Source organism: Nonomuraea sp. KM88, assembly GCF_052245635.1.
Classification (GTDB): Bacteria; Actinomycetota; Actinomycetes; order Streptosporangiales; family Streptosporangiaceae; genus Nonomuraea.
In genome coordinates, this window is the sequence record NZ_JBQQCC010000020.1 from 83,542 (window position 1) to 106,251 (window position 22,710).

Sequence of the window (22,710 nt, forward strand, 5' to 3'; positions counted from 1 at the left end):
GGGACAGGCGGGTCAGAGGCCGGGGAGCCGGGCCACGCCGTCGCGGCGGGCCTGGTCGGCGACCGCGGCGGCGACGGCGGGCACGACCCGGGGGTCGAACGGCTCCGGGATGATCCGGTCGGCCGACAGTTCCTCCTCGACCACGGCGGCCAGGGCGTGAGCCGCGGCGATCTTCATGTTCTCGGTGATGGCCGAGGCGCGGGCCGACAGGGCGCCCCTGAAGACGCCGGGGAAGGCCAGCACGTTGTTGATCTGGTTGGGGAAGTCGCTGCGCCCGGTGGCCACGACGGCGGCGTGCTCCTGGGCGATCCCGGGGTGGATCTCCGGCTCGGGGTTGGACAGCGCGAAGACGATAGAACCGGGCGCCATGGAGGCGATGGCCCGCTCGCTGATCGTCGAGCCCGACAGGCCGATGAAGACGTCGGCCCCGGCCAGGGCCTCCTCGGTCGTGCCGGTGCGGCCGGACCGGTTGGTGCAGCCCGCGATGATGGCCTTGTGGCGGTTGAGGTCGTCGCGGCCGGTGTGCAGGACGCCCTTGCTGTCCGACACGGCGACCTCGCCGATGCCGGCGTTCAGCAGCATGCTCGCGACGGAGAGGCCGGAGGCGCCCGCCCCCGCCACGACGGCGCGGAGATCCCACAACCGCCGGCCGGTCACCCGTGCCGCGTTGCGCAGCGCGGCCAGCACCACGATGGCGGTGCCGTGCTGGTCGTCGTGGAAGACGGGGATGTCCAGCACCTCCCTGAGCCGGCGCTCCACCTCGAAGCAGCGCGGCGCGCTGATGTCCTCGAGGTTGATGCCGCCGAACGACGGGGCCATCCGGACGATCGTCTCCACGAGCTCGTCGACGTCCGTGCAGTCCAGGCAGATGGGCACCGAGTCCACGCCGCCGAACTGCTTGAACAGCAGCGCCTTGCCCTCCATGACCGGCATCGCCGCGGTGGGCCCGATGTCGCCGAGCCCGAGCACGGCGGTGCCGTCGGTGACGACCGCCACGACGTTGGAGCGCCAGGTGTACTCGTCGGCCAGCTCGGGCCGCTCGGCGATGGCGGTGCAGACGCGGGCCACCCCCGGCGTGTAGGCGAGGGACAGATCGTCCAGGTCGCGCACCTGGACGGACGGGCGCGTCTCCAGCTTGCCGCCCTCGTGCAGGCGGAAGGCCGGGTCCTGGTCGAGGAGTGCGGCGAGGCCGATGGCCGGTGCGGTGATTTCGGTAGTCATGTCATGCTCCTAGAACCGCAGCAGCCGGCCGGACGGGGTGCGCGTGTCCGGCGCCTCGAACCTGGGATCACGTGAGGTCTGCCGGCTTTTCTTGAGCTGTGTGCGTTTCATGATTTGCGCACCTTTCTGCGCCTGCCGTACACCGGCCGGCACGCTGGAATTCGGCGAACAACACAAGCCGAGTGTCACACGGCGTCCATTTACCGGTCACCCCACGCACCCCCTACGTCCGAGACCTCCCCTGCTAGAGGTACGAGGCGATAGGGGTTGTCCGCGATAGGGGTCGCCCGGGACATTTCGAAGGACAGATTCCGGCGAAAGGACAACGATGACGGTCCTGACCGCTTTTCCCACGGAGGCAATACTCGATCCGAGGACTCCATCGGTGCGCTTCTCGCGGCTCCTGGATCCCGGCTCGGTGGTGCCGATACACGGCGACGACGGCAGCGGCGTGCAGGCCGTGCACGGGCAGATCGACGGCTCGCCCCTGATCGCCTACTGCACCGACGCGACAATCATGGGCGGCGCGCTGGGCTGGGCGGGCGCGAACCGTATCGTCGAGGCCATCCAGCTGGCCGTGCGCCGGCGCTGCCCGGTGATCGGGCTGTGGCACTCCGGCGGCGCCCGGCTGGCCGACGGCGTGGAGTCGATGGACGGTGTGGGGCGCATGTTCGCCGCCATGACGGCCGCCTCGGGCCTCATCCCGCAGATCTCGGTCGTGCTCGGGCCGGCCGCGGGCGCGGCCGCGTACGGGCCCGCGCTGACCGACGTGATCATCATGTCGGACGCCGGCCGGGTCTTCATCACCGGCCCCGACGTCGTCCGTACGGTCACCGGCGAGAACATCGACATGGCCGGGCTGGGCGGCCCGGACGCGCACGGCCCCAAGTCGGGCGTCGCGCACGTCACGGTCGACTCGGAGGAGGCCGCGTACGACCGCGCCCGCCTGCTGACGGGGTTCTTCACCCGGCCGGGCGGCTACGACTTCGCCGCGCTGAGCGAGCCGCGCGACCTGCGCGCGCTGCTCCCCGACATGCCACGGCGCGCCTACGACGTCCGGCCGCTGGTCCGCGCCGTGCTGGACCCCGACTTTCTGGAGCTGCAGCCGCGATGGGCCCCCAACATGGTGGTCGGGCTCGGGCGGCTCGGCGGCCGGGCCGTCGGCGTGATCGCCAACAACCCGCTGCGCAAGGGCGGCTGCCTCGACTCGCTCTCGGCGGAGAAGGCCTCGCGTTTCGTGCGGATGTGCGACTCGCTCGGCGTCCCCCTGGTGGTCGTGGTCGACGTTCCCGGCTACCTGCCCGGCGTCCAGCAGGAGTGGGGCGGCGTGGTCAGGCGCGGCGCGAAGCTGCTGCACGCCTTCGCCGAGTCGGTCGTCCCCCGGGTGACGCTGATCACCCGCAAGTCGTACGGCGGCGCCTACATCGCCATGAACTCCAGGTCGCTGGGCGCGACCGCGGTGTACGCCTGGCCCGACGCGGAGGTGGCGGTGATGGGGGCCGAGGCGGCGGTCGGCATCCTGCACCGCAAGAAGCTGGCCGCGGTGCCCGAGCCCGAGCGGGCGGACCTGCACGCGCGCCTGGTGGAGGAGCACCAGCGCACGGCCGGCGGGGTCGAGCGGGCCATGGCACTCGGCGTGGTGGACGAGGTCATCTCCCCCTCCGAGACCCGGCTCCGGCTGGCGGAAGCACTCGCACGGGCGCCGCAGTCCCGCGGCTGCCACTCCAACATCCCGCTATGAAACGAGGTGACCCATGTCGTACGTCAAAGTCATGCTCATCGGGGGACCGAACCACCTGCCGACCGAACGGCGGTTCTTGACCGTCGCGCCGGGCTGCGAGAAGATCAAACTGCCTTTCGGCAGTGGGTACGAGCACTTCCTCCACAGAGGTGAGCGAACGCGCGTGGACGGGCAGGAGCTTCCCGTCTACACCTGGATCATGCGGACGGCCATCGCGGAGTAAGAATGTCGGCGTTGCTCGCCATCAGCGATCTCCACGTGGGCTATGCGGACAACCGGGAGATCGTGGAGGCACTGCGGCCCCGGTCCGCCACCGACTGGTTGCTGATCGCGGGCGACGTCGCCGAGCTCATGGCCGACATCGAATGGGCGCTGCGCCTGCTCAGCGGGCGCTTCGCCAAGGTCGTGTGGGCCCCGGGCAACCACGAGCTGTGGACCCATCCGAGCGACCCCGTGCGGTTGCGCGGCGTCGAGCGTTACGACCATCTGGTGCGGCTCTGCGGCGAGCTGGGCATCGTCACGCCCGAAGATCCCTACCCGGTCTGGGAGGGCTCGCTCGTCGTGGCGCCGCTGTTCGTGTTGTACGACTACTCCTTCCGGGTCCCCGGCGTGCACTCCCGGGCCGAGGCGCTGGCGCAGGCCTACGAGCGTGGCGTGGTGTGCACGGACGAGATGTTGCTGCATCCCGACCCGTACCCGTCCCGGCAGGCCTGGTGCGCGGCCCGGGTCGAGCTGACCGAGCGGCGGCTGGGCGAGCTGCCCGCCGACCTGCCGACCGTGCTGATCAACCACTATCCCCTGGTACGCCGGCCGACCGACGTCCTGCGCTATCCCGACTTCGCCCTGTGGTGCGGCACCGAGCGCACCGCCGACTGGCACGTGCGGTTCAACGCGCGCACGGTCGTCTACGGGCACCTGCACATTCCCCGCACCACCTGGCACAACGGCGTGCGCTTCGAGGAGGTCTCGCTGGGATATCCCCGCGAATGGCGCCCGCGGCCCACCGAGCCGGGCCGTCCGCGGCGAATAAGCTGACCGGGGAATTCGTGTCCACCCTAAGGGTGAGCTAGGGGTGGGAAAAGCCTCCGGGCGGCGCTTGAATACAGGTAACACAGTTTTGAAGGTGTTTATCCCGCCGGCGAGGTGAGGCATTGAGCTAGACGTCGTACCCCTTTTGCGAGGCCTTCCGAGAACGAAAGCCACCGCTCATCGAGAAAATGAGCGGTGGCTTTCGTCGTGCCCGGGAATCATCGGCCACCGAGCGCGCCGCGCCGTGGAAACGCCGCAGCGGCCGCCTGATGGCGGCCGCTGCCGGGCTTCTGTCGCGCGCTGGGCGTCAGCTTGCATTCGCGAGCCTGACCTCCGTCCGCCCGCTCCTCCTGGCGGCCGAGCCGACCGCCATCAGGGTCGCGTCCACCACGTTGGTGGCGACGCCGACCCCCCAGACCGTCTCGCCGTCCACCTTGCATTCGGCGTACACCGTCGTCTCCATGCTGGCGACCCGCTCGGCGCCGCCGGACCGGTGCACCGCGCGCACGTCCACGCCCAGGGGCGCCAGCGTGGCGCCGATGGCCCGCACGGCCTGCTCGCGCTGGCCGTCCATGTGCAGCGTCGCGGTGATCCGGTCGCCGCCCGCGCCCAGCGCGCCGGACCGCTCGTCGCGGGAGAGGTACTCCTCCTGGAACAGCTCCCACACCTGGTCGGGCGAGAGCTCGCTGCCCCGCAGGTCGGCCCGCTCCTGCACGAGCCTGGCGAACTCCCGCTGCAGCTCGCGAGGGAGCTCCATCCCGTGCCAGGCGCTCATGATGTACGCGATGCCGCCCTTGCCCGACTGGCTGTTGATCCGCACGATCGCCTCGTACGTGCGCCCGACGTCCTTGGGGTCCACCGGCAGGTACGGCATGGTCCACGGCATCTCGTCGGCGCCGACGCCGGACCCGGCGGCCCGGCGCTCCAGGTCGTCGAACCCCTTCTTGATCGCGTCCTGGTGCGAGCCGGAGAAGGCGGTGTAGACCAGCTCGCCCCCGTACGGGTGCCTGGGGTGCACGGGGATCTCGTTGCAGTGTTCGACCGTGCCGCGGATGCGGTCGATGTCGGAGAAGTCGATCTCGGGGTCCACGCCGTGGGTGAACATGTTCATGCCCAGCGTCACCAGGCACACGTTGCCGGCCCGCTCGCCGTTGCCGAACAGGCAGCCCTCGATCCGCTCGGCGCCTGCCAGCATCGCCAGCTCGGCCGCGGCAACCCCCGTGCCGCGGTCGTTGTGCGGGTGGATGGACAGGCACACGTGCTCCCTGCGGGACAGGTGGCGGTCCAGCCACTCGACCTGGTCGGCGAACACCGACGGCAGGGAACGCTCCACGGTGGTGGGGAAGTTCAGGATGATCGGGCGTCCCGGGCCGGCCTCCCACACGTCCATGACCGCTTCGCAGACCTCGAGGGCGAAGTCGGGCTCGGTCTCGTTGAACAGTTCCGGCGAGTACTGGTAGCGCAGGTCGCAGCCGGCCAGGTCGCGCTCGGCGTACTTCATCATCATCCGGGTGCCCTGCACGGCCAGGTCCTTGCACTGCGCGCGGTCCATGTCGAACACCACGCGCCGGAACAGCGGCGCGGTCGCGTTGTAAAGGTGGAAAGTGGCGCGCGGCGCCCCCGCGAGCGCGCTCACCGAACGCTCGATCAGCTCGTCCCGCGCCGGCACGAGCACCGAGATCCACACGTCGTCGGGGATGCGGTTCTCCTCGATGAGCAGGCGTACGAAGTCGTAGTCGTCCTGGCTGGCCACCGGGAATCCGACCTCGATCTCCTTGTAGCCGATGTCGACGAGCAGCTCGAACATCTGGAGTTTCCTGGCCGGCGACATGGGATTGGCCAGTGACTGGTTGCCGTCGCGCAGGTCCGTCGACAGCCAGCGCGGCGCTGATACGATCTTCTTGTCCGGCCACGTACGGTCGGCCAGGGCCAACGGAGTAAAGTCCGAATAGCGCTCTACGGGGCGGGTCGGGACCATGGTTGAATCTCCTTCGCCTTGGTCATGGTCTGCCTGTAGGAGATCTCCGATCACAACGTACAATCGGCCGGGCGCCGCCGAATAGGGCGAGGATCATGAGAGTGCCGGTCCTTACCCATAGATATCCGCCCGGGTATCGAGAGTGCCCACCCCGGTATCTTTAGGCGCACCCCCCTTCTCCGCCTCCCGGCGGTCGCGCACAATCCGATCATGGCGACCATCGAAACCGTGGCGCTGCGGCGCGGCGGTCTGTGTCTGGCAGAGTCTCGCCCTTCTGTGCAAATAATCTTCTTACTGCGTTTTCTGACCGGCACCGCATTGTGCGCGCAGGTCGCCGGCGCCGACGGGCATCTCGGCAGAACGGCCTGGGGCGCCCTGACATGGGTGCTGATGATTTTCTCCGTCTATCTCTTCAACGGCGTGATGGACGTTTCCGAGGACCGCCTCAACGGCTCGCGCAGGCCCATCTGCAGAGGCGACCTGCCGCCCACCTTCGCCACCGCGGTGGCGGTGGGCGCGGCGCTGGTCAGCCTGCTCAGCGGCTTCGCGCTCGACCCGCGGATGGGCCTGCTGCTCACGGTCGTGCTGGTGCTCGGCTACCTGTACTCGGGCCCGCCGTTCCCGCTCAAGCGCAGCTCGGGCGGCACGGTCCTGACCGGAGGCGCCGCCACCGTGCTCACCTACGTCGCGGGCGCGCTCTCCTACGCCAGCGAGTTCCATGTCTCCCTGATGCTGGTCGTCTTCGTGCCGGCGGCGTCGCTCTGGACCGCGCTGGTGGGGTCGACGACCAAGGACCTGCCCGACATCGAGGGCGACACGCAGGCCGGCCGGACGACCTTCGCGGTCACGCACGGCGAGGACGCCCTGCGGCGGGCGATCTGCGCCGTCGCCATCGGCCTGGCGCTCGCGTTCACGGCGGCGGTGCTGCTGCTGGAGCTGCCGCTGTGGCCCAGCGCTCTCGCCATGGTCGCCGGTGCGATCGCCATCACGGTCCTGTGCGTCCAGGGGCGCCGCCGCGAGCCGTACGGCGCCTTCATGGCCACGCAGTACGCCCTGCACGGCCTGGTGATCCTGACCCTCGTCTGAGCCCTCTGACCGTGGCCGCCGGCGAGTCCCGCCTGACTGACGGGGCCTGACCGATCGGCCCGGCTAACCGGGCAGCGGTGCTCCGGCGGCCGCGCCGTGCGGGAAGGCCGCCTCCAGCCGGCGGCACGTCGCGTCGGTCAGCAGCAGCCTGACGGAACCCGCGTTCATCTCCAGGTGGACCGGGTCGCGGGTGCTGGGCACGGGCACCACGTCGGGCCCTCTGGCCAGCAGCCAGGCCAGCGCCAGCCGGCCGGTGCTGACGTCCATGGTCGCCGCCTCGGCCTCCAGTTTCCTGAGCCTGGCGATGTTGCCCGGCAGGTTGGCCGGGTCGAACCGGGGGTCGGTACGGCGGGCGTCTCCCGGGTCGAGCTCGCGGGCGGAGCCGCCGCGCCCGGCCAGGAAGCCGCGGCCCAGCGGCCGGCCGGCGATCAGCCCGATGCCGAGCTCGCGCGCCACCGGCAGCTGGTCGAGCTCGGCGTCACGGTGCCACAGGGAGTACTCCATGGCCAGGGCGGTGATCGGATGGACCGAGTGCGCCCGGCGCAGCTCGTCCCCCGTCACCCCTGTCAGGCCCGCGTAGCGCACCTTGCCCGCCGCCACCAGCTCGCCGAGCCGGCCCGCGGTCTCCTCGACGGGCACGGCGCCCGGCTCCCTGCCGACGACGTAGAGGTCGACGTGGTCGACGCCCAGCCGTTCCAACGAGGCCTCGCACGCGTGCCGCAGCGGCACGTGTCCCGAGCGGCGCTGGAGGGTGCGGGTCGAGAGCAGGACGTCGTCGCGCCAGGGCCTGACGGCCTCGCCGACGAGCCGTTCGATCTCACCGTGGGCGTGGTCGTCGGACATGTCGAGCAAGGTCACACCTGTGTCGAGCACGTTGTGGAGCAACGCCAGCGACTCCGAACGGTCCGCTTCGCCGTACACGCCGGAGAGAGCCAGACATCCGAAGCCCAGACACGAGGTGATCGGCCCTGTGTCGCCCAGCCTTCTGCTGTCCACGACACCCCCTCCCATTGGCCCTCACCGTTGCTACATACGATCTGTGGGCCAAGTTCGCGCCACAACCCCTATCCCCCGGGAACACCGGGCGAATATGGGAAACCTCATTGCGCTTTATCCGCACTTGACACTGTACGCAACTCTTCGTTATACACATTGTTAATGTCGCTGCCCACCACGCGGGATCCGCGCGGTGGGCAGCTCGAGGAGCTCAAGAGGTCAGCGCAGGGTGGGGCTGAGCTCCAGATTGGGAGGGAGATCGGAGCGCTGAGTGATCCCGAGCTTGCGGTAGATGCGGGTCAGGTGCTGCTCGACCGTGCTCACCGTGATGAACAGCTTGGCGGCGATCTCCCGGTTGGTGTAGCCGACCGCGGCCAGGCCGGCGACGCGTCGCTCCGCGTCGCTGAGGATGGCCACCACCTTGCTGATCTCGGAGCCCTGCCCCTCGGCGGCGGCTCCGTCGCCGTCCAGCGCGTGGCTCAGCGGCTGGGCGCCGCACTCCTGCGCGAGGATGCGCGTACGGCTGGCGATGATCCCCGCCCGGCGGAACTCACCGACGCTGTGGAAGGCCTCGGTGAGGTCGAACAACGACCGGGCGAGCTCGTAGCGGTCACCGCAGGCCTGCAGGCGGTCCGTGGACTGCCGCAGCAGCATGGGCCGGTGCCGGAGCTCGCTCGTGGCGGCCAGCAGGCGCAGCGCGATCCCGTGCGTACGGGAGGCCATCGGGCCGCACCGGGAGAGCTGCTCCTCGATCAGGGCGCGGGCCTCCGCCTGCTCGCCCATCCTGATGAGCGCCTCGGCCGCGTCGGTACGCCAGGCGATGAATCCCGGCGTGTCCATCTCCCACTCGGCCATGAGCTCGCCGCAGAACCGGAAGTCGCGCAGCGCCGCCGCCGGGTGGTCGACCGCGAGGTGGTAGCGGCCGCGGGCGTGCAGGTAGTGCAGTCCGAAGCGGGTCTGCAGCATGGCGTCCGGCACCGGCGTGTTGACCTGGGCGAGCGCCTGGTCGTACTGCCCCATGGCCGTGCTGGCGAGCATCAGGTTGGCCAGCGGGCCGCCCACGGTGACACCCCAGCTGGCGGGCGGGATGATCTCCAGGGCCTGCCGGGCGCACGACGCCGCGGTCTCGAGGTCGCCGCGGCGCATGGCGATCTCGGCGCGGATCGCGGTCAGCCGGGCGCGCCGGGCAGGGGCGCTGCGGGACTGCGCCTCCTCGATGAAGGCGTCGCACCAGGGCACGGCCTTGTCCGGCCAGCCACCGTACGTGAGCGCGAGCAGGGAGCTCTCGACCGTGTCCATGGACATCTCGTCCAGGCGGGAGCTGTGCAGGATGCGCTCGACGGTGCCGAGAACGCGCTCGCGCGGCCCGCGGGTGAGCACCGAGATCAGCGCGTTGATCGACTCGAGCCGCCGGCTCACGCGTACCGGCAGCACGGCCTCCCTGGCCTGCTCGCTGGTCGACCTGTTGACGTGGGCCAGCAGCGGCGGCGCGGAGCAGCGCAGCCACAGCCGGGTGCCGATGAGCTCGGCCACGGTCTGCGGCTCGGTGTCGCCGCTCTCCTTCAGGTGCTCGAGCACCTGGCAGGCGTCGTCGACCTTGCCGTGCCACAGCAGCGCCCTGGCCAGCACGACCGCGTCGCTGCCGCGCAGGGTCCCGTTGTGCAGGGCGTCGGTCAGTTCGGCGATGTGCTCGGCCGGCGTGCTGGGGTTGATGCGCCACTCGGCGCGCATCAGAACCGTGGCGATGGTGGTGCGGTGCCGCTCGTCGGTGCAGCCGCGCCAGGCGAGCTTCAGGTAGTCGACAGCCGAGGTGACGGACCCGCCGTCCAGCCGGCTCAGCGCCGCCGCCTCCAGCACGGGCACGGCCCACGGCAGGTCGGTCGCGTCGGCGCCGAGCAGGTGCTCGGCGATCGCGATGTCGTCGGCGCCCTCCTCGTGCAGCAGCTCGGCGGCCCGCCGGTGCACGCTGCGGCGCACCTCGTCGCTCAGCTCGGCCAGCACGGTCCTCCTGGCGATCTCGGCCCGATAGTGGCCCGACTCCAGCAGGCCTGCGGTCTCCAGCCAGTGCATGGCGTGCGCCATCGTCGCGGAGTCGGAGCCGAGCAGGCGCTCGAGGAGCGCCGGGTCGTCCAGCACCGCGAGCCAGCCGGCGACCTGCATGAGCCCGGGGTCGGCCCGGTGCAGGCACGACAGCACGGCCTCGCCGTAGCGCTCGGCGGGAGCGCTCCCGCCGCTCTCGTGGTCCTCGATCAGCCCGCGGAGCAGGAGCGGGTTGCCGCCGCTGAGCGCGTGCCACTCCGGCGTCACCTCCTTGGCCGCCGCCTCACCCAGGCGCTCGGCCGTCATGCTGAGCGCGGCGCCGTACGACAGCGGCGCCAGCCTGACGGCGGTGCAGTGGGGCTGGCGGAGCATCTCGGTGGCGAAGAAGCCGTGCATGTGCTGGCGGTATTCGGCCTGGCTGAAGACCGCTACCAGCGGCGCGTACCTGGACCTGCGGACGAGGTAGGACAGGCAGAGCAGCGAGGCCCTGTCGGCGAGGTGGACGTCGTCGACGACGATCGCCAGCGGATGGCGCTCGGCCAGCGAGAGCAGGACCGCGCAGAGCGAGTGCACGATCTGCACGTCCACCTGCTCGACGCGGTCCCCCTTGGCGGGCGAGGCCATCTCCGCGCCCTCCCGCAGCAGGTCGGCCGCGACCGCGCGCACGTCCTCGCGCAGCGGCGCGTTCTGGAAGAGCTGGCCGAGCACGCCCAGCGGAATATCGCTCTCCGCCTGGGTGGCGGACGCCACCAGCGGCAGAGCACCCCGTTCGAGTGCCTGTTCGGCGAAGGCATGCAGAAGCTCACTCTTGCCGGTCGCGACGACCCCCGTCACCATCGCGACCCTGCCCTTGCCGCCAACGGCCTCGGCGAGGAGGCCGTGCATGGAGGTCATGGCCGCATCTCTCTCGAACAGCCCCATGATTGGACACCCCTTTTAGAAAGGCAATTTACGACCGGAAGGAGTTCTGAGGTCCAACGAGCTTTTCTGCTCTTTTCTCGGCTTCGATGTCTTGGACTGTCGCACCCGCCGCATGACCTCAACCCCTTCCGCACCCGTTTCTGGGTTGACGTTCATCACGTTAGGTGCGGCTCTGGGGGCTCACAATACGGCTTATCCTTAATAACGCGGGTCGCTCCGTATGGACCAGCCGGTCTTCAACTTTCGGACCACGCCCAGGTCCGAGTCATCGCGGGCCCGCGCCGGGCGGCGCGCCCCCGGCGGATCCCCGGGCCCGCGGGCCCCGCCGCCGGCGCACGCGGGAGGGGGTGGAGAGGCCCCAAACCTTACCGACGAGTATCGTTATGAGTCATTAACGTGAATCGCGCTAATACGAGTCGCGCTCATGTGTACCGCTGCCCCGTCGCGCCACTCCGACGGGCTGGCGCGCCAGCCAGGGCCTGCGGCGCGCCGTTCACGCAATATTGACATTTCCATGTCGCGCCCCGTTTCAGCAGGTCACGGGGCCGACAAGGGTCGCTCGGAGGACACTCCGCGTATGCCCGCCATCGGCATACAGTTGCCTACTCACCAGTGTTGACCCAAGATGTAAGCATTCGTGCACTCTCCAAGGGGACACGGTGGGAGAAATTGCGCATACGGGTGAGCAAGACGCTACGGGGCCGGCGAGCCTTATCGAGGAGTGCCGAGCGGACATACTGAGCAAGTACGAGCAGGGACTTGCGGCCATCGGTAGCGTGCTGATCAATGATCAGGTGACGAAAGCCCAGGTCATGACGAACGCAGGCCAGATCCTGACGGAGATGGCGGGGGCACTGCGTGCGGGACGCCTGCAGGACGACGACGAGACGTCCCGTTTCCTGGCCTGGGACATCGGCGTGGCACGGGCGTCGGCGGGCGTCCATCCGAGAGAGTCGCTGATGGCGGCCTCGGTGTTCTTCCGCGCGGCGTTCGCCACGCTGAGCCAGCGGCTCCAGGACGACACCCATGCCGCTCACATGCTCAGGCTCGTCGTGACGGCACTGGAACAGAGCATCTCCCTGCGCATCAGGGAGGCCGCGAACAGTTACACCGGCATCCTGCTCAACAAGGTGACCGAGGCGCAGATGGCCGAGCGCCGGCGGATCGCCAGGGAGCTGCACGACCGCATCGGCCACAGCCTCAGCGTGGCCCAGCGCCAGCTGGAGCTGTCGAACATGTACCGCCCGGGGGAACCGGCGAAGGCACTGGCCAAGCTGGAGATGGCCCAGCAGGCCATCCAGGAGACCATGTACAGCCTGCGCCAGGTCACCTCCGACCTCCATCCCCCAGGGGGCAGCACCTTGGAGAAGGGGCTGCTCAGCTACCTGGACATCATCGGGACGGACGACGTGCAGATCGAGCTGATCGTGAACGGCGACCAGACCTGGGCGCCCCCGACCGTCAGCGAGGAGTGCCTGCTGATCCTGCGTGAGGCGGCGCGCAACGCGCTCACCCACGGGGACCCGTCGGCCATCCTCATCAGGATCGACGTCGCGCCGCACGAACTGGTCGCGTGCGTGATCGACAACGGCTGCGGTTTCGATCCGGACGGCCAGCCGCCGAAGGGCAGCCTCGGGCTGTCGTCCATCAGGGAGCGCACCCAGTTACTCGGCGGCACGGTGACGATCGCCAGCAAGCCCGGCAGGGGCGCCAGGGTCGATCTCGCCGTGCCCATCCAGAGGCGCCTCGATGATCAGGAGTGACCCGCCCACCACGATCGCCATCGTGGACGACCACGCCCTGTTCCGCGAAGGACTCAGGGAGATCCTGGAAGCCCAGGAAGGGCTGGCCGTGGTGGGCGAGGCGGGCACCTCCGACGACGCCCTCCGCCTGGTCGCCGACAAGAAGCCGGACATCCTCCTGCTGGACGTGGAGATCCCAGGCGACTCGGCCACCGACACCGTGACGCGGCTGCGCAGCCAGGTCCCGAACACGCAGATCATCATCCTCAGCATGTACGACGGCCCGCAGCTGCTGCGCAGGCTCCTCGCCGCCGGCATCCGCGGATACCTGCTCAAGAGCGTCCACTGGCACGAGCTGGTGTCGGCGATCCGGAGCGTGCACGACGAGCCGGACCGCATCGTCCTGGCCGTCTCCCGCGAAAGCCTGGCGCAGATGGAGAGCGCGCCCGCCGAGGTGCTGACGAGCAAGGAGCGCGAGGTCCTCGAACTGGCGGCGCAGGCGCTCAGCAACCGGCAGATCGCCGCCCGCATCAACACCACCGAGGCCACGGTCAAGCGCCATCTGCGGAACATCTTCGTCAAGCTGGGGGCCGCGTCGCGCATCGACGCCGTCAACCGCGCGATCGACGCCTCGCTGATCACGCCATCGCGGGCACGATCCGACAATTGACCATAAATGTGGACAATTTGCGTCGATCGCACCCCCTTCTGAGGGCGGGTTCACCCCGCAACCGGCTCCGGACGGCCCGAGAAGACCTGGTCAAACGTTCTCTCCCGGCAAGGCCGTATCTAGCTTGGAAGGGTGAACACCAATGCCTTGATCGGGAGCATCCTCCCCCCGTGGGTGGTGGCCGTGGACACGTTCGACGACCACGACGCGATGCTCTTCCCCGCTGAAGAAGAGGTGATCAGCCGATCGGTGGAGACCCGGCGCAAGGAGTTCGTCACGGCGCGCATGTGCGCCAGGCAGGCCATGAGCCTGCTCGGCCTGCCGGCGCAGCCCCTCCTGCCCGGCCTGCGTGGCGAGCCCCAGTGGCCCAAGGGCTTCGTGGGCAGCATCACGCACTGCGCGGGTTACCGCGGAGCCGTCGTCAGCCCCGGCGGCGACACCATCACGATCGGCATCGACGCCGAACCCAACGAGCCGCTGTCGAACGGCGTCCTGGAGGCGGTCTCCCTGGCCGAGGAGCGCAAAGCCCTGCGCGCGCTCGCCGCCGACCACCCAGAGGTCGCCTGGGACCGCCTGCTGTTCTCCGCCAAGGAGTCGGTCTACAAGGCCTGGTTCCCGCTGGCCAAGCGGTGGCTGGACTTCGAGGACGCGATCCTGTCCTTCAACCCCGTCCTGGGCGCCTTCTCCGCCCGGCTCCTGGTCACCGGCCCGCACGTGGGCGGGCAGCAGCTGACGGGTTTCACCGGCAAGTACATGGCCCGTGACGGGCTGCTCCTCACCGCCATCGTCATGGCCGCCAGCACGGCCTCCCGCCGCCACCGCCCGGTGCTCAGGCGACCCGTGCCGCAGCCGGTCAGGGCCTGACGCGCCGTACGCGGCCGCCGTCAGGACCTGACCCGGCCGGGAGGCGCGGCAGGCCGTACCCGACGCCCGCCATGCCCGGCCCGGGCGCCCGGTCCCGCGCCCTTCTGCAGCCCCGGCTCCCGCCCCCGCGCCCGCCTTGGCGCCATTCCGCGGCCCCGGGTCCGCGCCCTTCTGCGGCGTCCTGTCCGAGGATCCTCTCCGGCGCGCTCGTCCGGGGGACCTTCTCCAGCGCCCGTCCCAGGGCGTCCCGCCGGCTGTGAAGGGCCGGCGGCCACGCCCCCGCAGCGGAAGGCGGCGCCGTATCCCGTCCAGGGACACCGCACCGCGTACGAGCACCGCCGTTCATGCGGCCGGACATGAGGATGACGGTGGCGTCCTCAAGGACCCGCCACCGTCACCCGGACTCGTCCGCGCCGCGCTCCCCTCCCCTCGTCAGCAAATCCGCGCAATCCTGTCCTGCCACTACGGTCAGCTGTCCTTGGCGGTCCAGCGGAACGTCTTCATGCACAGCAGCAACGCGCCGACGCACCAGGCGGCGAGCACGAGGGCGATCAGCGGGAGCTGCCACGAGCCGGCCGGTTCGAGCGCCGCCGCGTGCTCGGGCAGGAACACCGAACGCATGCCCTGGGTCATCCACTTGAGCGGGAACAGGGACGCGATGAACTGGAGAAAGGCGGGCACGTCGGAGAAGGGCATGTAGACGCCGGAGATGAACTGCACGATGAGGAAGGGCAGCGTGATGATGGCGTTCGCGCCGCGCGCCGACTTCGGCAGGCTGCCGACCGCGATGCCGAGGAGGGTGCAGGCCACGCCGCCGAGGAGGAGGACCCAGGCGAGGGTCAGCCACCGGTCGAGCGTGCCGGGCACCTGCACGCCGAACATCAGCACCCCGACCACGACCAGGAGGGCGACCTCGGCGACCATGCACACGAGGACCTGGATGACCTTGCCGCCGAAATAGGCGATCCGCGGCATGGGCATGCCGTAGAGCCGCTTCAGCGTGCCGTCGTGGCGCTCCAGCGCGACGTTGATCCCGAGGTTCTGGAAGGTCGTGCCCATGATGCCCGCGCCGATCATGCCGGCGGTGAGGATCTGGGCGCCGGTGACGCCGTTGAAGTCCGGCTTGCCTGACTGCATCGCGCCGAGCAGCATCAGCATGATCGCCGGGAGCGAGAAGATGACGATGAACTGTCCCTTGGTGCGGAAGAAGCTCTTGAGCTCCAGCGCACCTCGCTTGAGAGCCAGCCGGCCGGCGCTGGGCAGGGGCGCCGCCGTCGCGGCGGCCGTCCGGGCCGGTGGTCTTGACAACGTGGTGGTCACGAGTGATCTCCGATTAGGCCGAGGTAGACGTCTTCGAGAGACGGACGTGTCACGGTCAGCTCGGGGATCTCGCCGTCGAACTGGCCGCTGAGCTCGGCGACGACCTGCGTCGGCGTCGCCGTCTTCACGCTGTGGTCGCCGTCGGCGGTGGTCCAGCTGACGGTCGCCATGGCCTGCGCGCGTCCGGCCAGCGTGGCCGGCTCGCCCAGTGCCACGACCTTGCCCTGCACGATCACGCCGACCCGGTTGGCCAGCGCTTCGACCTCGTCCAGGTAGTGCGTGGTCAGCAGGATGGTGGTGCCCTCGTCGGCCAGCCGGGAGATCAGGCTCCAGAACTGGCGGCGGGCCTCCGGGTCGAAACCGGTGGTCGGCTCGTCGAGGAAGAGCAGCTCGGGGTTGCCGAGCACGCCCAGCGCCACGTCGACCCTGCGCCTCTGACCTCCGGAGAGGTTGCGCGTGCGGGCGTCCGCCTTGCCGGCGAGCCCGACGAGTTCGATCACGTGCTCGGGGTCGCGGGGCCTCGGGTAGTAGTGGGCGTAGTGATGGACCATCTCGCGCACGGTCATCTCCGCGGCGTCGGTGGCCGACTGCAGCACCATCCCGAGACGGGAGCGCCACGCCCGGCCGGCCACGCCGGGGTCCTCGCCGAGCACGCTGACCTCGCCGGCGTCTCGCCGGCGATGGCCTTCCAGGATCTCAACAGTGGTCGTCTTGCCTGCGCCGTTGGGGCCGAGGAGCGCGAACACCTCGCCACGGGCGATATCCAGGTCAACGCCGTCGATGGCGACCAGGTCGCCGTATCGCTTGCGCAGCTCACGCACGCGCACCGCTGTATCGCTCATGCATTCAGAGTTGGGGATCAGCGCCGCGTACGACACCCCTATTTAGGGTTTCACCTGGTCGTGAAGCCATTCCGCAGGTCGGACCCGGAATCGGGAGGCTGACCCCCTATCAACCGTTCGGGGGATGTCGCACGCGGCTGATCCCGATGATTCTTTAAACATGACAGTCATCGAAATCGAGGGCATGAGTAAAAGCTACAAAGGCCGCCAGGTGCTGACGGACGTGTCCCTGCAGGTGGAACAAGGCGAGATCTTCGGCATCGCCGGCCCCAACGGAGCGGGCAAGACCACCACGGTGGAGTGCATGTCGGGCCTGCGCGAGCGGGACGGCGGCGTCCTGCGGGTCCTGGGCCTCGACCCCCAGAGCGACCGTCGCGAACTGCTTCCCCGCATCGGTGTCCAGCTCCAGGAGGCCGCCCTGCCGGACGCGCTGAAGGTGGGCGAGGCACTGAAGATGTACGCCTCCTTCTACGACAAGCCGGCCGACTGGCGCAAGCTCATGGACGAGTGGGGCCTGACCGAACGGCAGCGATCCAGCTTCGCGAGCCTGTCCGGCGGCTGGAAGCAGCGCCTGTTCATCGCGCTGGCCCTGGTCGGCAACCCGGAGGTCGTCTTCCTCGACGAGCTCACCACCGGCCTCGACCCGTCCGCCCGCCGCATGACGTGGGGCCTGGTCCGCGAGGTCCGCGACCGCGGCGTGACCGTCGTGCTGGTCACCCACTTCATGGACGAGGCCCAGGCGCTGTGCGACCGCATGGCGATCATCGACCAGGGCCGCGTCATCACCCACGGAACCCCGGGCGAGCTGATCACCCAGGGCCGCACGGAATCGCTCGAGGACGCTTACTTCGCTCTGACGGGAGGGCAGGCGGCATGAAAGGCATCACACAGGTCATCGCGGTCGAGCTCAAGCTGATCATCCGGGACCCGATGTCGGCGTTCTTCGCGCTGGCCTTCCCCACGATCATGATCTGGGTCAAGCTGCGCAACGGCAAGCCCCTTCCCGGCGGGCTGCCGTCGGTCGACGCCAACGTGCCGATGCTGAGCATCTTCGTCATCGGGCTGGCCACGCTGGTCATCCTGCCGGCCACCCTGGCGCAGTACCGCGAGCGCCGGGTGCTGAAGCGGCTGCTCGCCACCCCCGCCTCCCCCGGCATGCTGTTCGGCGCCCAGTGGATCGCCCACATGCTGATGGCCCTTCTCGGCACGGTGCTGCTCATCGCCATCGGCGCCATCGGCTACGACCTGTCCGCCCCCGCGAACCCGGGAATCGTGGTGCTGGCGTGGGTGCTCGGCGCGCTGAGCCTCAGCGGCATCGGCTTCCTGCTCGGCGCCGTCGTCCCTTCCGGCCGCACGGCCACCGTGCTCGGGCTGAGCGTCTTCTTCCCGATGGTCTTCATCTCCGGCGCGGTGATCCCCCGCGAGTCGATGGGCGGCTCGATGCGAGCCATCGGCGACATGCTGCCCATGGCACCGGCCGTGCAGACCATCCGCAACGGCTGGGAGGGCCACGCGGCCTCCCCCGTGGCGATGCTGGTCATGATGGGGATCTGCCTGGTCACCGCCAGCATCGCGGTCAAGGCGTTCCGGTGGTAAGCAGCGCCCGCCGTGAAGGGTCGGGATCGGTGGTCGCCTCCACCGGACCCGGCCTTTCGCGTTGGGACCGGGTCTGGCCCGCGCTCCCCTACCTGTTCATCCTGCTGCCCGCCGCCTTCTCGCTGGCCCAGAACTGGCGGCTCGACACGCTGGTGCTGGCGTCGTTCGCGATGGCCTGGCACTGGTTCCTGATCGGCGTGCACCCCGACTGGACCAGGCACCCGGTGGTGGCGATCGTCTACTTCGCCGTCCTGCTCGCCGCCATCGGGGCGCTGGTCAGCATCGACTCGGTCTTCACGGTGACCGGCCCGGCGGCGTTCATCCAGTCGTTCAGGCTGCTGCCCCGCTGGTGGGCCTACGGCGGGGTGGCCGCGACGGCCGGGGTGCTGGTCTCCATGCGGCCGGAGGCCGGGCGCAGCCCGGGCGAGATGCTCTTCTCCTTCCTGATAGCCGCGTTGATCGCCTCCGCGATCGGGCTGGTCATCCAGACGATCTCCGACCAGAACGAGAGCCGCAAGGTGATGATCGAGCAGCTGCGGGAGACCGGCGCCAAGCTGGCCGCGCTCGCCGAGGAGAACGCCAGCCTGCAGGCCCGGCTGCTCACCCAGGCGCGCGAGGCGGGGGTGCTCGGCGAGCGGCAGCGCATGGCCAGGGAGATCCACGACACCATCGCCCAGGGGCTGACCGCCATCGTCACCCAGATCGAGGCCGCCGAGGAGGCGATCGACGACACACCGGCCGCGCTCGCCCGCCTCGACACCGTACGCACCCTGGCCAGGGAGAACCTCAACGAGGCCCGCAGGTCGGTGCAGGCGTTGCGCCCCGCGCCGCTGGCCGGCTCGCAGCTGCCCGCCGCCGTGCGCGACGTCGCCGACAGGTGGTCGGAGACGACCGGCGTGGCCGCCTCCCTGTCGGTCAACGGCGACGCCCGGCCGCTGCACGCCGAGGTCGAGATCACGCTGCTGCGGGTGGCGCAGGAGGCGCTGTCCAACGTCGCCAAGCACGCCTCGGCCGGACGAGTTGCTCTCACCCTGTCGTACATGGAAGATGTCGTGGTGCTGGATGTACGCGACGACGGAGCCGGATTCGTCCCCGGGCCGCCCGACATCTCCTCCCACGCGCCCGCCTCCGAGGCCGGCGGGTTCGGGCTCATCGCGATGCGCCAGCGCGTGACCAGGCTGGCCGGCGACTTCGAGATCGAGTCGGCGCCCGGCGAGGGCACCGGCATCTCCGCGACCGTGCCGGCCATCCCCGCGGCCGCCGTGTCCGACGCCATGTCCGACGCCATGTCAGAACCGTCCGACCGCCTGAGAGACGCCGGGTGACCATGCCGATTCGCCTGATCATCGTGGACGACCATCCGGTCGTCCGCGACGGACTGCGGGGCATCTTCACCGACGACGAGTTCGAGGTGGTCGGCGAGGCGGGCGACGGCTTCGAGGCGCTGGCGGTGGTCCAGCGCACCAACCCCGACGTCGTGCTCACCGACCTGCGCATGCCGAAGATGAATGGCGCCGAGCTCATCCGCCGGCTGCGTGAGCAGTCGCCCGGCGTGCGCGTGCTCGTGCTGACCACGTTCGACAACGACGTCGACGTCCTGCCCGCCATCGAGGAGGGCGCGACCGGCTACCTGCTGAAGGACACCCCGCGCGCCGAGTTGCGCAGCGCGGTGCAGGCCGCGGCGCGCGGCGAGACGGTGTTGTCGCCGTCCGTGGCGGGGGTGCTGACGCAGAAGATCCGCGCGCCGCAGCAGCAGATGCTCAGCCGCCGCGAGCTGGAGGTCCTGTCGCTGATCTCGCGGGGCGCGACCAACCGCGACGTCGCCAGGAAGTTGTTCATCACCGAGGCCACCGTGAAGACCCACCTGCTGCACATCTTCGCCAAGCTCGAGGTGAACGACCGCGCCGCCGCCGTCGCGGTGGCCTATGAGACCGGCCTGCTCAGGCCCGGCGCCGACGGCTGATTAAGGGCGCCTAGGGGTGGGCCGCCCGCCGGCGATTTCCTACCGTTGAAGAGGCGGCCGTTCCCTCTTTTCCCTTTTTCCCAGCGACGAGTCAGGTAAGTGGTCAGAGCCTGACCTCCGGCTTTTCCCTTCCCTGACTCGCGTCTTCGGCCTGCCGCCGAATCGGAATGGAGATCGCGTATGAACACGCTTGCCCTGGCTGATCCGAGGGCCGAACTCGACGTCGTCGGCGGAAAAGGCGAATCGCTCGCCCACCTGGCCAGGGCCAGCCTGCCGGTGCCTGCGGGCTTCCATGTCACCACCGGCGCCTACCGCGCGTTCGTGGACCGCCACGGCCTGCGGGACGCGATCCTCACCGGCGACGCCGAGCAGATCCGGACGCTGTTCGCGGCCCGCGAGCTGCCGCCGGAGATCGCCGGCGACATCCTGGCCGCGTACGCCGAGCTGGGCGACGAGCCCGCGGTCGCGGTGCGGTCATCGGCGACCGCGGAGGACCTGCCGGGGATGTCGTTCGCCGGCCAGCAGGACAGCTACCTCAACATCCGCGGCGCCGCGCAGCTCCTCGACGCGGTCAAGCGCTGCTGGGCCTCCCTGTGGACCGACCGGGCCATCGCCTACCGCGACCGGCACGGCATCCCGCGCGACGAGGTGGCCATCGCGGTCGTCGTCCAGGAGCTGGTTCCCGCCGACGCCGCGGGGGTGCTCTTCACCGAGGACCGCGACCGGCTGACCATCAACGCCGCGTGGGGCCTGGGCGAGGCGGTCGTCGGCGGCCTGGTCACGCCCGACACGATCACGCTCGACCGCGCCGAGCGCACGGTCGTCGACGAGACGATCGCGTCCAAGACCGTCATGACCGTGCGCACGCCTGACGGCACGCGCGAGGACCCTGTCCCGCCCGGCCTGCGCGACGAGCCCGTCCTCACCTGGGCGCAGGCCGAGCGGCTGGCCGAGCTGGGGATGACGATCGAGGAGCTGTACGGCCGCCCGATGGACGTCGAGTGGGCGCTGCACGACGGGCGTCCCCACATCCTCCAGGCCCGGCCGATCACCGGCAGGCGCGAGGTGTGGAACGACTCCGTCAAGGGCGACTACCTGTGGAGCAACGGCAACCTGGGCGAGGCCATCCCCAGCGTCATGACGCCGTGCACCTGGTCGCTCGTGCAGGCGTTCATCGCCGAGATCATGGTCGTCGGCGACCTCGGCGGCCACCCCATGTGCGGCAACATCGGCGGCCGCGTCTACATGAACATGAGCGTGAACGCCTCCCTCGGCAAGGCCCTCGGCATCACCAAGAAGATCGAGGCCACCCAGGAGCCGATCTACGGCAGGCTGCCGGAAGGTGTCGAGACGCCGCTGCTGCCGATGACGCGCTGGCAGACCCTCAGGGCGGCCAGGCCCATGCTGGGCGGCCGCCGCGAGATCCAGAAGCTCGTGGAGCACATCCCGGCCTACATCGCGGACGCGGAGCGGCGTACGGAGGAGATCCGCGCCGCGATCGCCGCCGGCGACGACCTGGTCGCGCTGTGGGAGAGCGACGTCGAGCCGAGATTCAGCCAGTGCAACCGCATGCTCGCCGCCGCGGCCCGCCAGGACGCCGGCTCGCTCATCTACCTCGGCGCCCAGCTGGCCGAGCTGGTCGGTGAGGCCGACGCCACCGTGCTGATGTCCGGCATCCAGTCGGGAGAGGGCCGGCTCGAGAGCCTCGGCCCGCTGCTCGGCCTGGCCCGGCTCAAGCGGGGCGAGATCACCCGCGACGAGTACGTCCGCTCCTACGGCCACCGCTGCCCCGACGAGTTCGAGATCTCGGTGGCCCGGCCCGTGGAGGATCCGGCGTGGCTCGACGACCAGCTCGCCGGGCTCACCGTCGACCCGGCCGAGCTGCTCGACCGCCAGATCGAGGCGAGCGAGGCCGCCTGGCGGCGCTTCCGCGAGCGCCATCCGAGGAAGGCCGAGAAGTTCCGGCGCAGGATCGACCGCTGGGAGGCCATCGTCCGCTCCCGCGAGGAGACCCGGTCGGAGATGATGCGGGGCTTCTGGATGGTGCGCGACTTCGTGGTCCGGGCCGGGGAGGTGACCGGGCACGGCGACGACCTGTTCTTCCTGACGATCGGCGAGATCATCGACGTGCTGCGCGGCTCGGGACGGCCGCTGACGCGGGTGGCCGGGCGCCGGGCGGCGTACGAGCTGTACCGGTCGTTGCCTCCGTACCCCGGCATCATCCGCGGCCGGTTCGACCCGGAGCGGTGGGCCGCCGACCCGGGCCGGCGCGGTGACGTGTTCGACGCCGCCGCCACCGTGGTGCCCCCGTCGCGGACCATCAGCGGTTTCCCCGGCGCGTCGGGCGTGGTGGAGGGGACCGCCAGGGTGCTCGCCTCCGTGGCGGACGGCGACCGGCTGGGCGAGGGCGAGATCCTGGTGACGACCGTGACGAACGTGGGCTGGACGCTGCTCTTCCCGCGCGCCGCGGCGGTGGTCACCGACGTCGGCGCGCCGCTGTCGCACGCCGCTATCGTCGCGCGCGAGCTGGGCATCCCCGCGGTCGTCGGCACCAGGAACGCCACCATGCTGCTGCGGGACGGCGACCGGATCCGCGTCGACGGGAGCGCCGGCACCGTCGAGGTGATCCGGGAGCGGGCCGGCGAGCTCGTGATGAGCTGAACGTCGGAGGACGCGCGAAAGGCGCCGGGCTCGACGGGGA

The 22,710-nt window shown here is 70.2% G+C and carries 18 protein-coding genes; 12 read left to right on the forward strand and 6 right to left on the reverse strand.

Features of this window, described 5'->3' with window-relative positions:
* Positions 1-12: 12 nt before the first annotated feature.
* The gene (locus tag ACTWPV_RS41015; protein ID WP_347647025.1) at positions 13-1,221 is read right to left on the reverse strand and encodes an NAD(P)-dependent malic enzyme; all 1,209 of its coding nucleotides are present in this window, start codon (positions 1,219-1,221) and stop codon (positions 13-15) included.
* Between the two features lie 328 nt (positions 1,222-1,549).
* Here ACTWPV_RS41015 and ACTWPV_RS41020 point away from each other — a divergent pair, with 328 nt between their 5' ends.
* From ACTWPV_RS41020 to ACTWPV_RS41030, 3 genes are read left to right on the forward strand one after another with little or no spacing between them, the layout of a single operon-like run.
* On the forward strand, positions 1,550-2,962 hold the full coding sequence (locus ACTWPV_RS41020; protein ID WP_443155924.1) for an acyl-CoA carboxylase subunit beta: 1,413 nt from the start codon (positions 1,550-1,552) through the stop codon (positions 2,960-2,962).
* 13 nt (positions 2,963-2,975) lie between these two features.
* Entirely contained in the window at positions 2,976-3,185 is a 210-nt protein-coding gene (locus ACTWPV_RS41025; protein ID WP_132338046.1) for a DUF5988 family protein, read from the forward strand.
* Positions 3,186-3,187: 2 nt separating this feature from the next.
* Entirely contained in the window at positions 3,188-3,997 is an 810-nt protein-coding gene (locus ACTWPV_RS41030) for a metallophosphoesterase family protein (RefSeq protein WP_347647023.1), read from the forward strand.
* A gap of 301 nt (positions 3,998-4,298) precedes the next feature.
* Here the strand turns inward: ACTWPV_RS41030 and leuA are convergent, their stop codons facing one another.
* Positions 4,299-5,969: a 2-isopropylmalate synthase gene (gene leuA, locus ACTWPV_RS41035; RefSeq protein WP_443155925.1), complete on the reverse strand. Its 1,671-nt coding sequence runs from the start codon at positions 5,967-5,969 to the stop codon at positions 4,299-4,301.
* Between the two features lie 210 nt (positions 5,970-6,179).
* Here leuA and ACTWPV_RS41040 point away from each other — a divergent pair, with 210 nt between their 5' ends.
* Positions 6,180-7,055 (forward strand): UbiA family prenyltransferase, encoded by an 876-nt coding sequence (locus ACTWPV_RS41040; RefSeq protein WP_347647021.1) that lies wholly within the window; start codon positions 6,180-6,182, stop codon positions 7,053-7,055.
* Between the two features lie 63 nt (positions 7,056-7,118).
* Here the strand turns inward: ACTWPV_RS41040 and ACTWPV_RS41045 are convergent, their stop codons facing one another.
* Both ACTWPV_RS41045 and ACTWPV_RS41050 read right to left on the reverse strand, forming a co-directional pair.
* On the reverse strand, positions 7,119-8,051 hold the full coding sequence (locus ACTWPV_RS41045) for an aldo/keto reductase (protein WP_443155926.1): 933 nt from the start codon (positions 8,049-8,051) through the stop codon (positions 7,119-7,121).
* A 219-nt stretch (positions 8,052-8,270) separates the two neighbouring features.
* Positions 8,271-11,012 (reverse strand): AAA family ATPase, encoded by a 2,742-nt coding sequence (locus ACTWPV_RS41050; protein ID WP_443155927.1) that lies wholly within the window; start codon positions 11,010-11,012, stop codon positions 8,271-8,273.
* Between the two features lie 776 nt (positions 11,013-11,788).
* On the opposite strand from ACTWPV_RS41050, the gene ACTWPV_RS41055 reads away from it, so the two are divergent.
* The 3 genes from ACTWPV_RS41055 to ACTWPV_RS41065 all read left to right on the forward strand — a co-directional run bounded on the left by ACTWPV_RS41055 (position 11,789) and on the right by ACTWPV_RS41065 (position 14,288).
* Positions 11,789-12,775 (forward strand): sensor histidine kinase, encoded by a 987-nt coding sequence (locus ACTWPV_RS41055; protein WP_347647018.1) that lies wholly within the window; start codon positions 11,789-11,791, stop codon positions 12,773-12,775.
* The gene (locus ACTWPV_RS41060) at positions 12,762-13,424 is read left to right on the forward strand and encodes a response regulator transcription factor (RefSeq protein ID WP_347647017.1); all 663 of its coding nucleotides are present in this window, start codon (positions 12,762-12,764) and stop codon (positions 13,422-13,424) included. The genes ACTWPV_RS41055 and ACTWPV_RS41060 overlap by 14 nt, the downstream gene beginning before the upstream one ends.
* A gap of 132 nt (positions 13,425-13,556) precedes the next feature.
* On the forward strand, positions 13,557-14,288 hold the full coding sequence (locus ACTWPV_RS41065; protein WP_443155928.1) for a 4'-phosphopantetheinyl transferase family protein: 732 nt from the start codon (positions 13,557-13,559) through the stop codon (positions 14,286-14,288).
* 468 nt (positions 14,289-14,756) lie between these two features.
* Here the strand turns inward: ACTWPV_RS41065 and ACTWPV_RS41070 are convergent, their stop codons facing one another.
* Both ACTWPV_RS41070 and ACTWPV_RS41075 read right to left on the reverse strand, forming a co-directional pair.
* Entirely contained in the window at positions 14,757-15,608 is an 852-nt protein-coding gene (locus ACTWPV_RS41070) for an ABC transporter permease (RefSeq protein WP_347647015.1), read from the reverse strand.
* The gene (locus ACTWPV_RS41075) at positions 15,605-16,450 is read right to left on the reverse strand and encodes an ABC transporter ATP-binding protein (protein ID WP_347647014.1); all 846 of its coding nucleotides are present in this window, start codon (positions 16,448-16,450) and stop codon (positions 15,605-15,607) included. The genes ACTWPV_RS41070 and ACTWPV_RS41075 overlap by 4 nt, the downstream gene beginning before the upstream one ends.
* A gap of 160 nt (positions 16,451-16,610) precedes the next feature.
* On the opposite strand from ACTWPV_RS41075, the gene ACTWPV_RS41080 reads away from it, so the two are divergent.
* The 5 genes from ACTWPV_RS41080 (at position 16,611) to ACTWPV_RS41100 (ending at position 22,670) form a co-directional block, all read left to right on the forward strand.
* Entirely contained in the window at positions 16,611-17,327 is a 717-nt protein-coding gene (locus ACTWPV_RS41080) for an ABC transporter ATP-binding protein (RefSeq protein ID WP_347647013.1), read from the forward strand.
* Positions 17,324-18,046 (forward strand): ABC transporter permease, encoded by a 723-nt coding sequence (locus tag ACTWPV_RS41085; RefSeq protein ID WP_443155929.1) that lies wholly within the window; start codon positions 17,324-17,326, stop codon positions 18,044-18,046. Before ACTWPV_RS41080 ends, ACTWPV_RS41085 begins: the two co-directional genes overlap by 4 nt.
* Positions 18,047-18,075: 29 nt before the next feature.
* Positions 18,076-19,371: a sensor histidine kinase gene (locus ACTWPV_RS41090; protein WP_443155930.1), complete on the forward strand. Its 1,296-nt coding sequence runs from the start codon at positions 18,076-18,078 to the stop codon at positions 19,369-19,371.
* Between the two features lie 2 nt (positions 19,372-19,373).
* Positions 19,374-20,009 carry a response regulator gene (locus ACTWPV_RS41095; RefSeq protein ID WP_132604903.1) on the forward strand — a complete coding sequence of 212 codons (636 nt, stop codon included), beginning with the start codon at positions 19,374-19,376 and terminating at the stop codon, positions 20,007-20,009.
* Positions 20,010-20,189: 180 nt separating this feature from the next.
* Positions 20,190-22,670 carry a PEP/pyruvate-binding domain-containing protein gene (locus ACTWPV_RS41100; RefSeq protein WP_443155931.1) on the forward strand — a complete coding sequence of 827 codons (2,481 nt, stop codon included), beginning with the start codon at positions 20,190-20,192 and terminating at the stop codon, positions 22,668-22,670.
* Positions 22,671-22,710 lie beyond the last annotated feature (40 nt).

Bases quoted from the DNA above. Each gene is read 5' to 3' on its own strand.
- ACTWPV_RS41030 (WP_347647023.1), top strand. From the start codon at position 3,188: ATGTCGGCGTTGCTCGCCATCAGCGATCTCCACGTGGGCTATGCGGAC.
- ACTWPV_RS41100 (WP_443155931.1), top strand. From the start codon at position 20,190: ATGAACACGCTTGCCCTGGCTGATCCGAGGGCCGAACTCGACGTCGTC.
- ACTWPV_RS41075 (WP_347647014.1), bottom strand. From the start codon at position 16,450: ATGAGCGATACAGCGGTGCGCGTGCGTGAGCTGCGCAAGCGATACGGC.
- leuA (WP_443155925.1), bottom strand. From the start codon at position 5,969: ATGGTCCCGACCCGCCCCGTAGAGCGCTATTCGGACTTTACTCCGTTG.
- ACTWPV_RS41085 (WP_443155929.1), top strand. From the start codon at position 17,324: ATGAAAGGCATCACACAGGTCATCGCGGTCGAGCTCAAGCTGATCATC.
- ACTWPV_RS41060 (WP_347647017.1), top strand. From the start codon at position 12,762: ATGATCAGGAGTGACCCGCCCACCACGATCGCCATCGTGGACGACCAC.
- ACTWPV_RS41095 (WP_132604903.1), top strand. From the start codon at position 19,374: ATGCCGATTCGCCTGATCATCGTGGACGACCATCCGGTCGTCCGCGAC.
- ACTWPV_RS41040 (WP_347647021.1), top strand. From the start codon at position 6,180: ATGGCGACCATCGAAACCGTGGCGCTGCGGCGCGGCGGTCTGTGTCTG.
- ACTWPV_RS41025 (WP_132338046.1), top strand. From the start codon at position 2,976: ATGTCGTACGTCAAAGTCATGCTCATCGGGGGACCGAACCACCTGCCG.
- ACTWPV_RS41015 (WP_347647025.1), bottom strand. From the start codon at position 1,221: ATGACTACCGAAATCACCGCACCGGCCATCGGCCTCGCCGCACTCCTC.
- ACTWPV_RS41080 (WP_347647013.1), top strand. From the start codon at position 16,611: ATGACAGTCATCGAAATCGAGGGCATGAGTAAAAGCTACAAAGGCCGC.
- ACTWPV_RS41050 (WP_443155927.1), bottom strand. From the start codon at position 11,012: ATGGGGCTGTTCGAGAGAGATGCGGCCATGACCTCCATGCACGGCCTC.
- ACTWPV_RS41020 (WP_443155924.1), top strand. From the start codon at position 1,550: ATGACGGTCCTGACCGCTTTTCCCACGGAGGCAATACTCGATCCGAGG.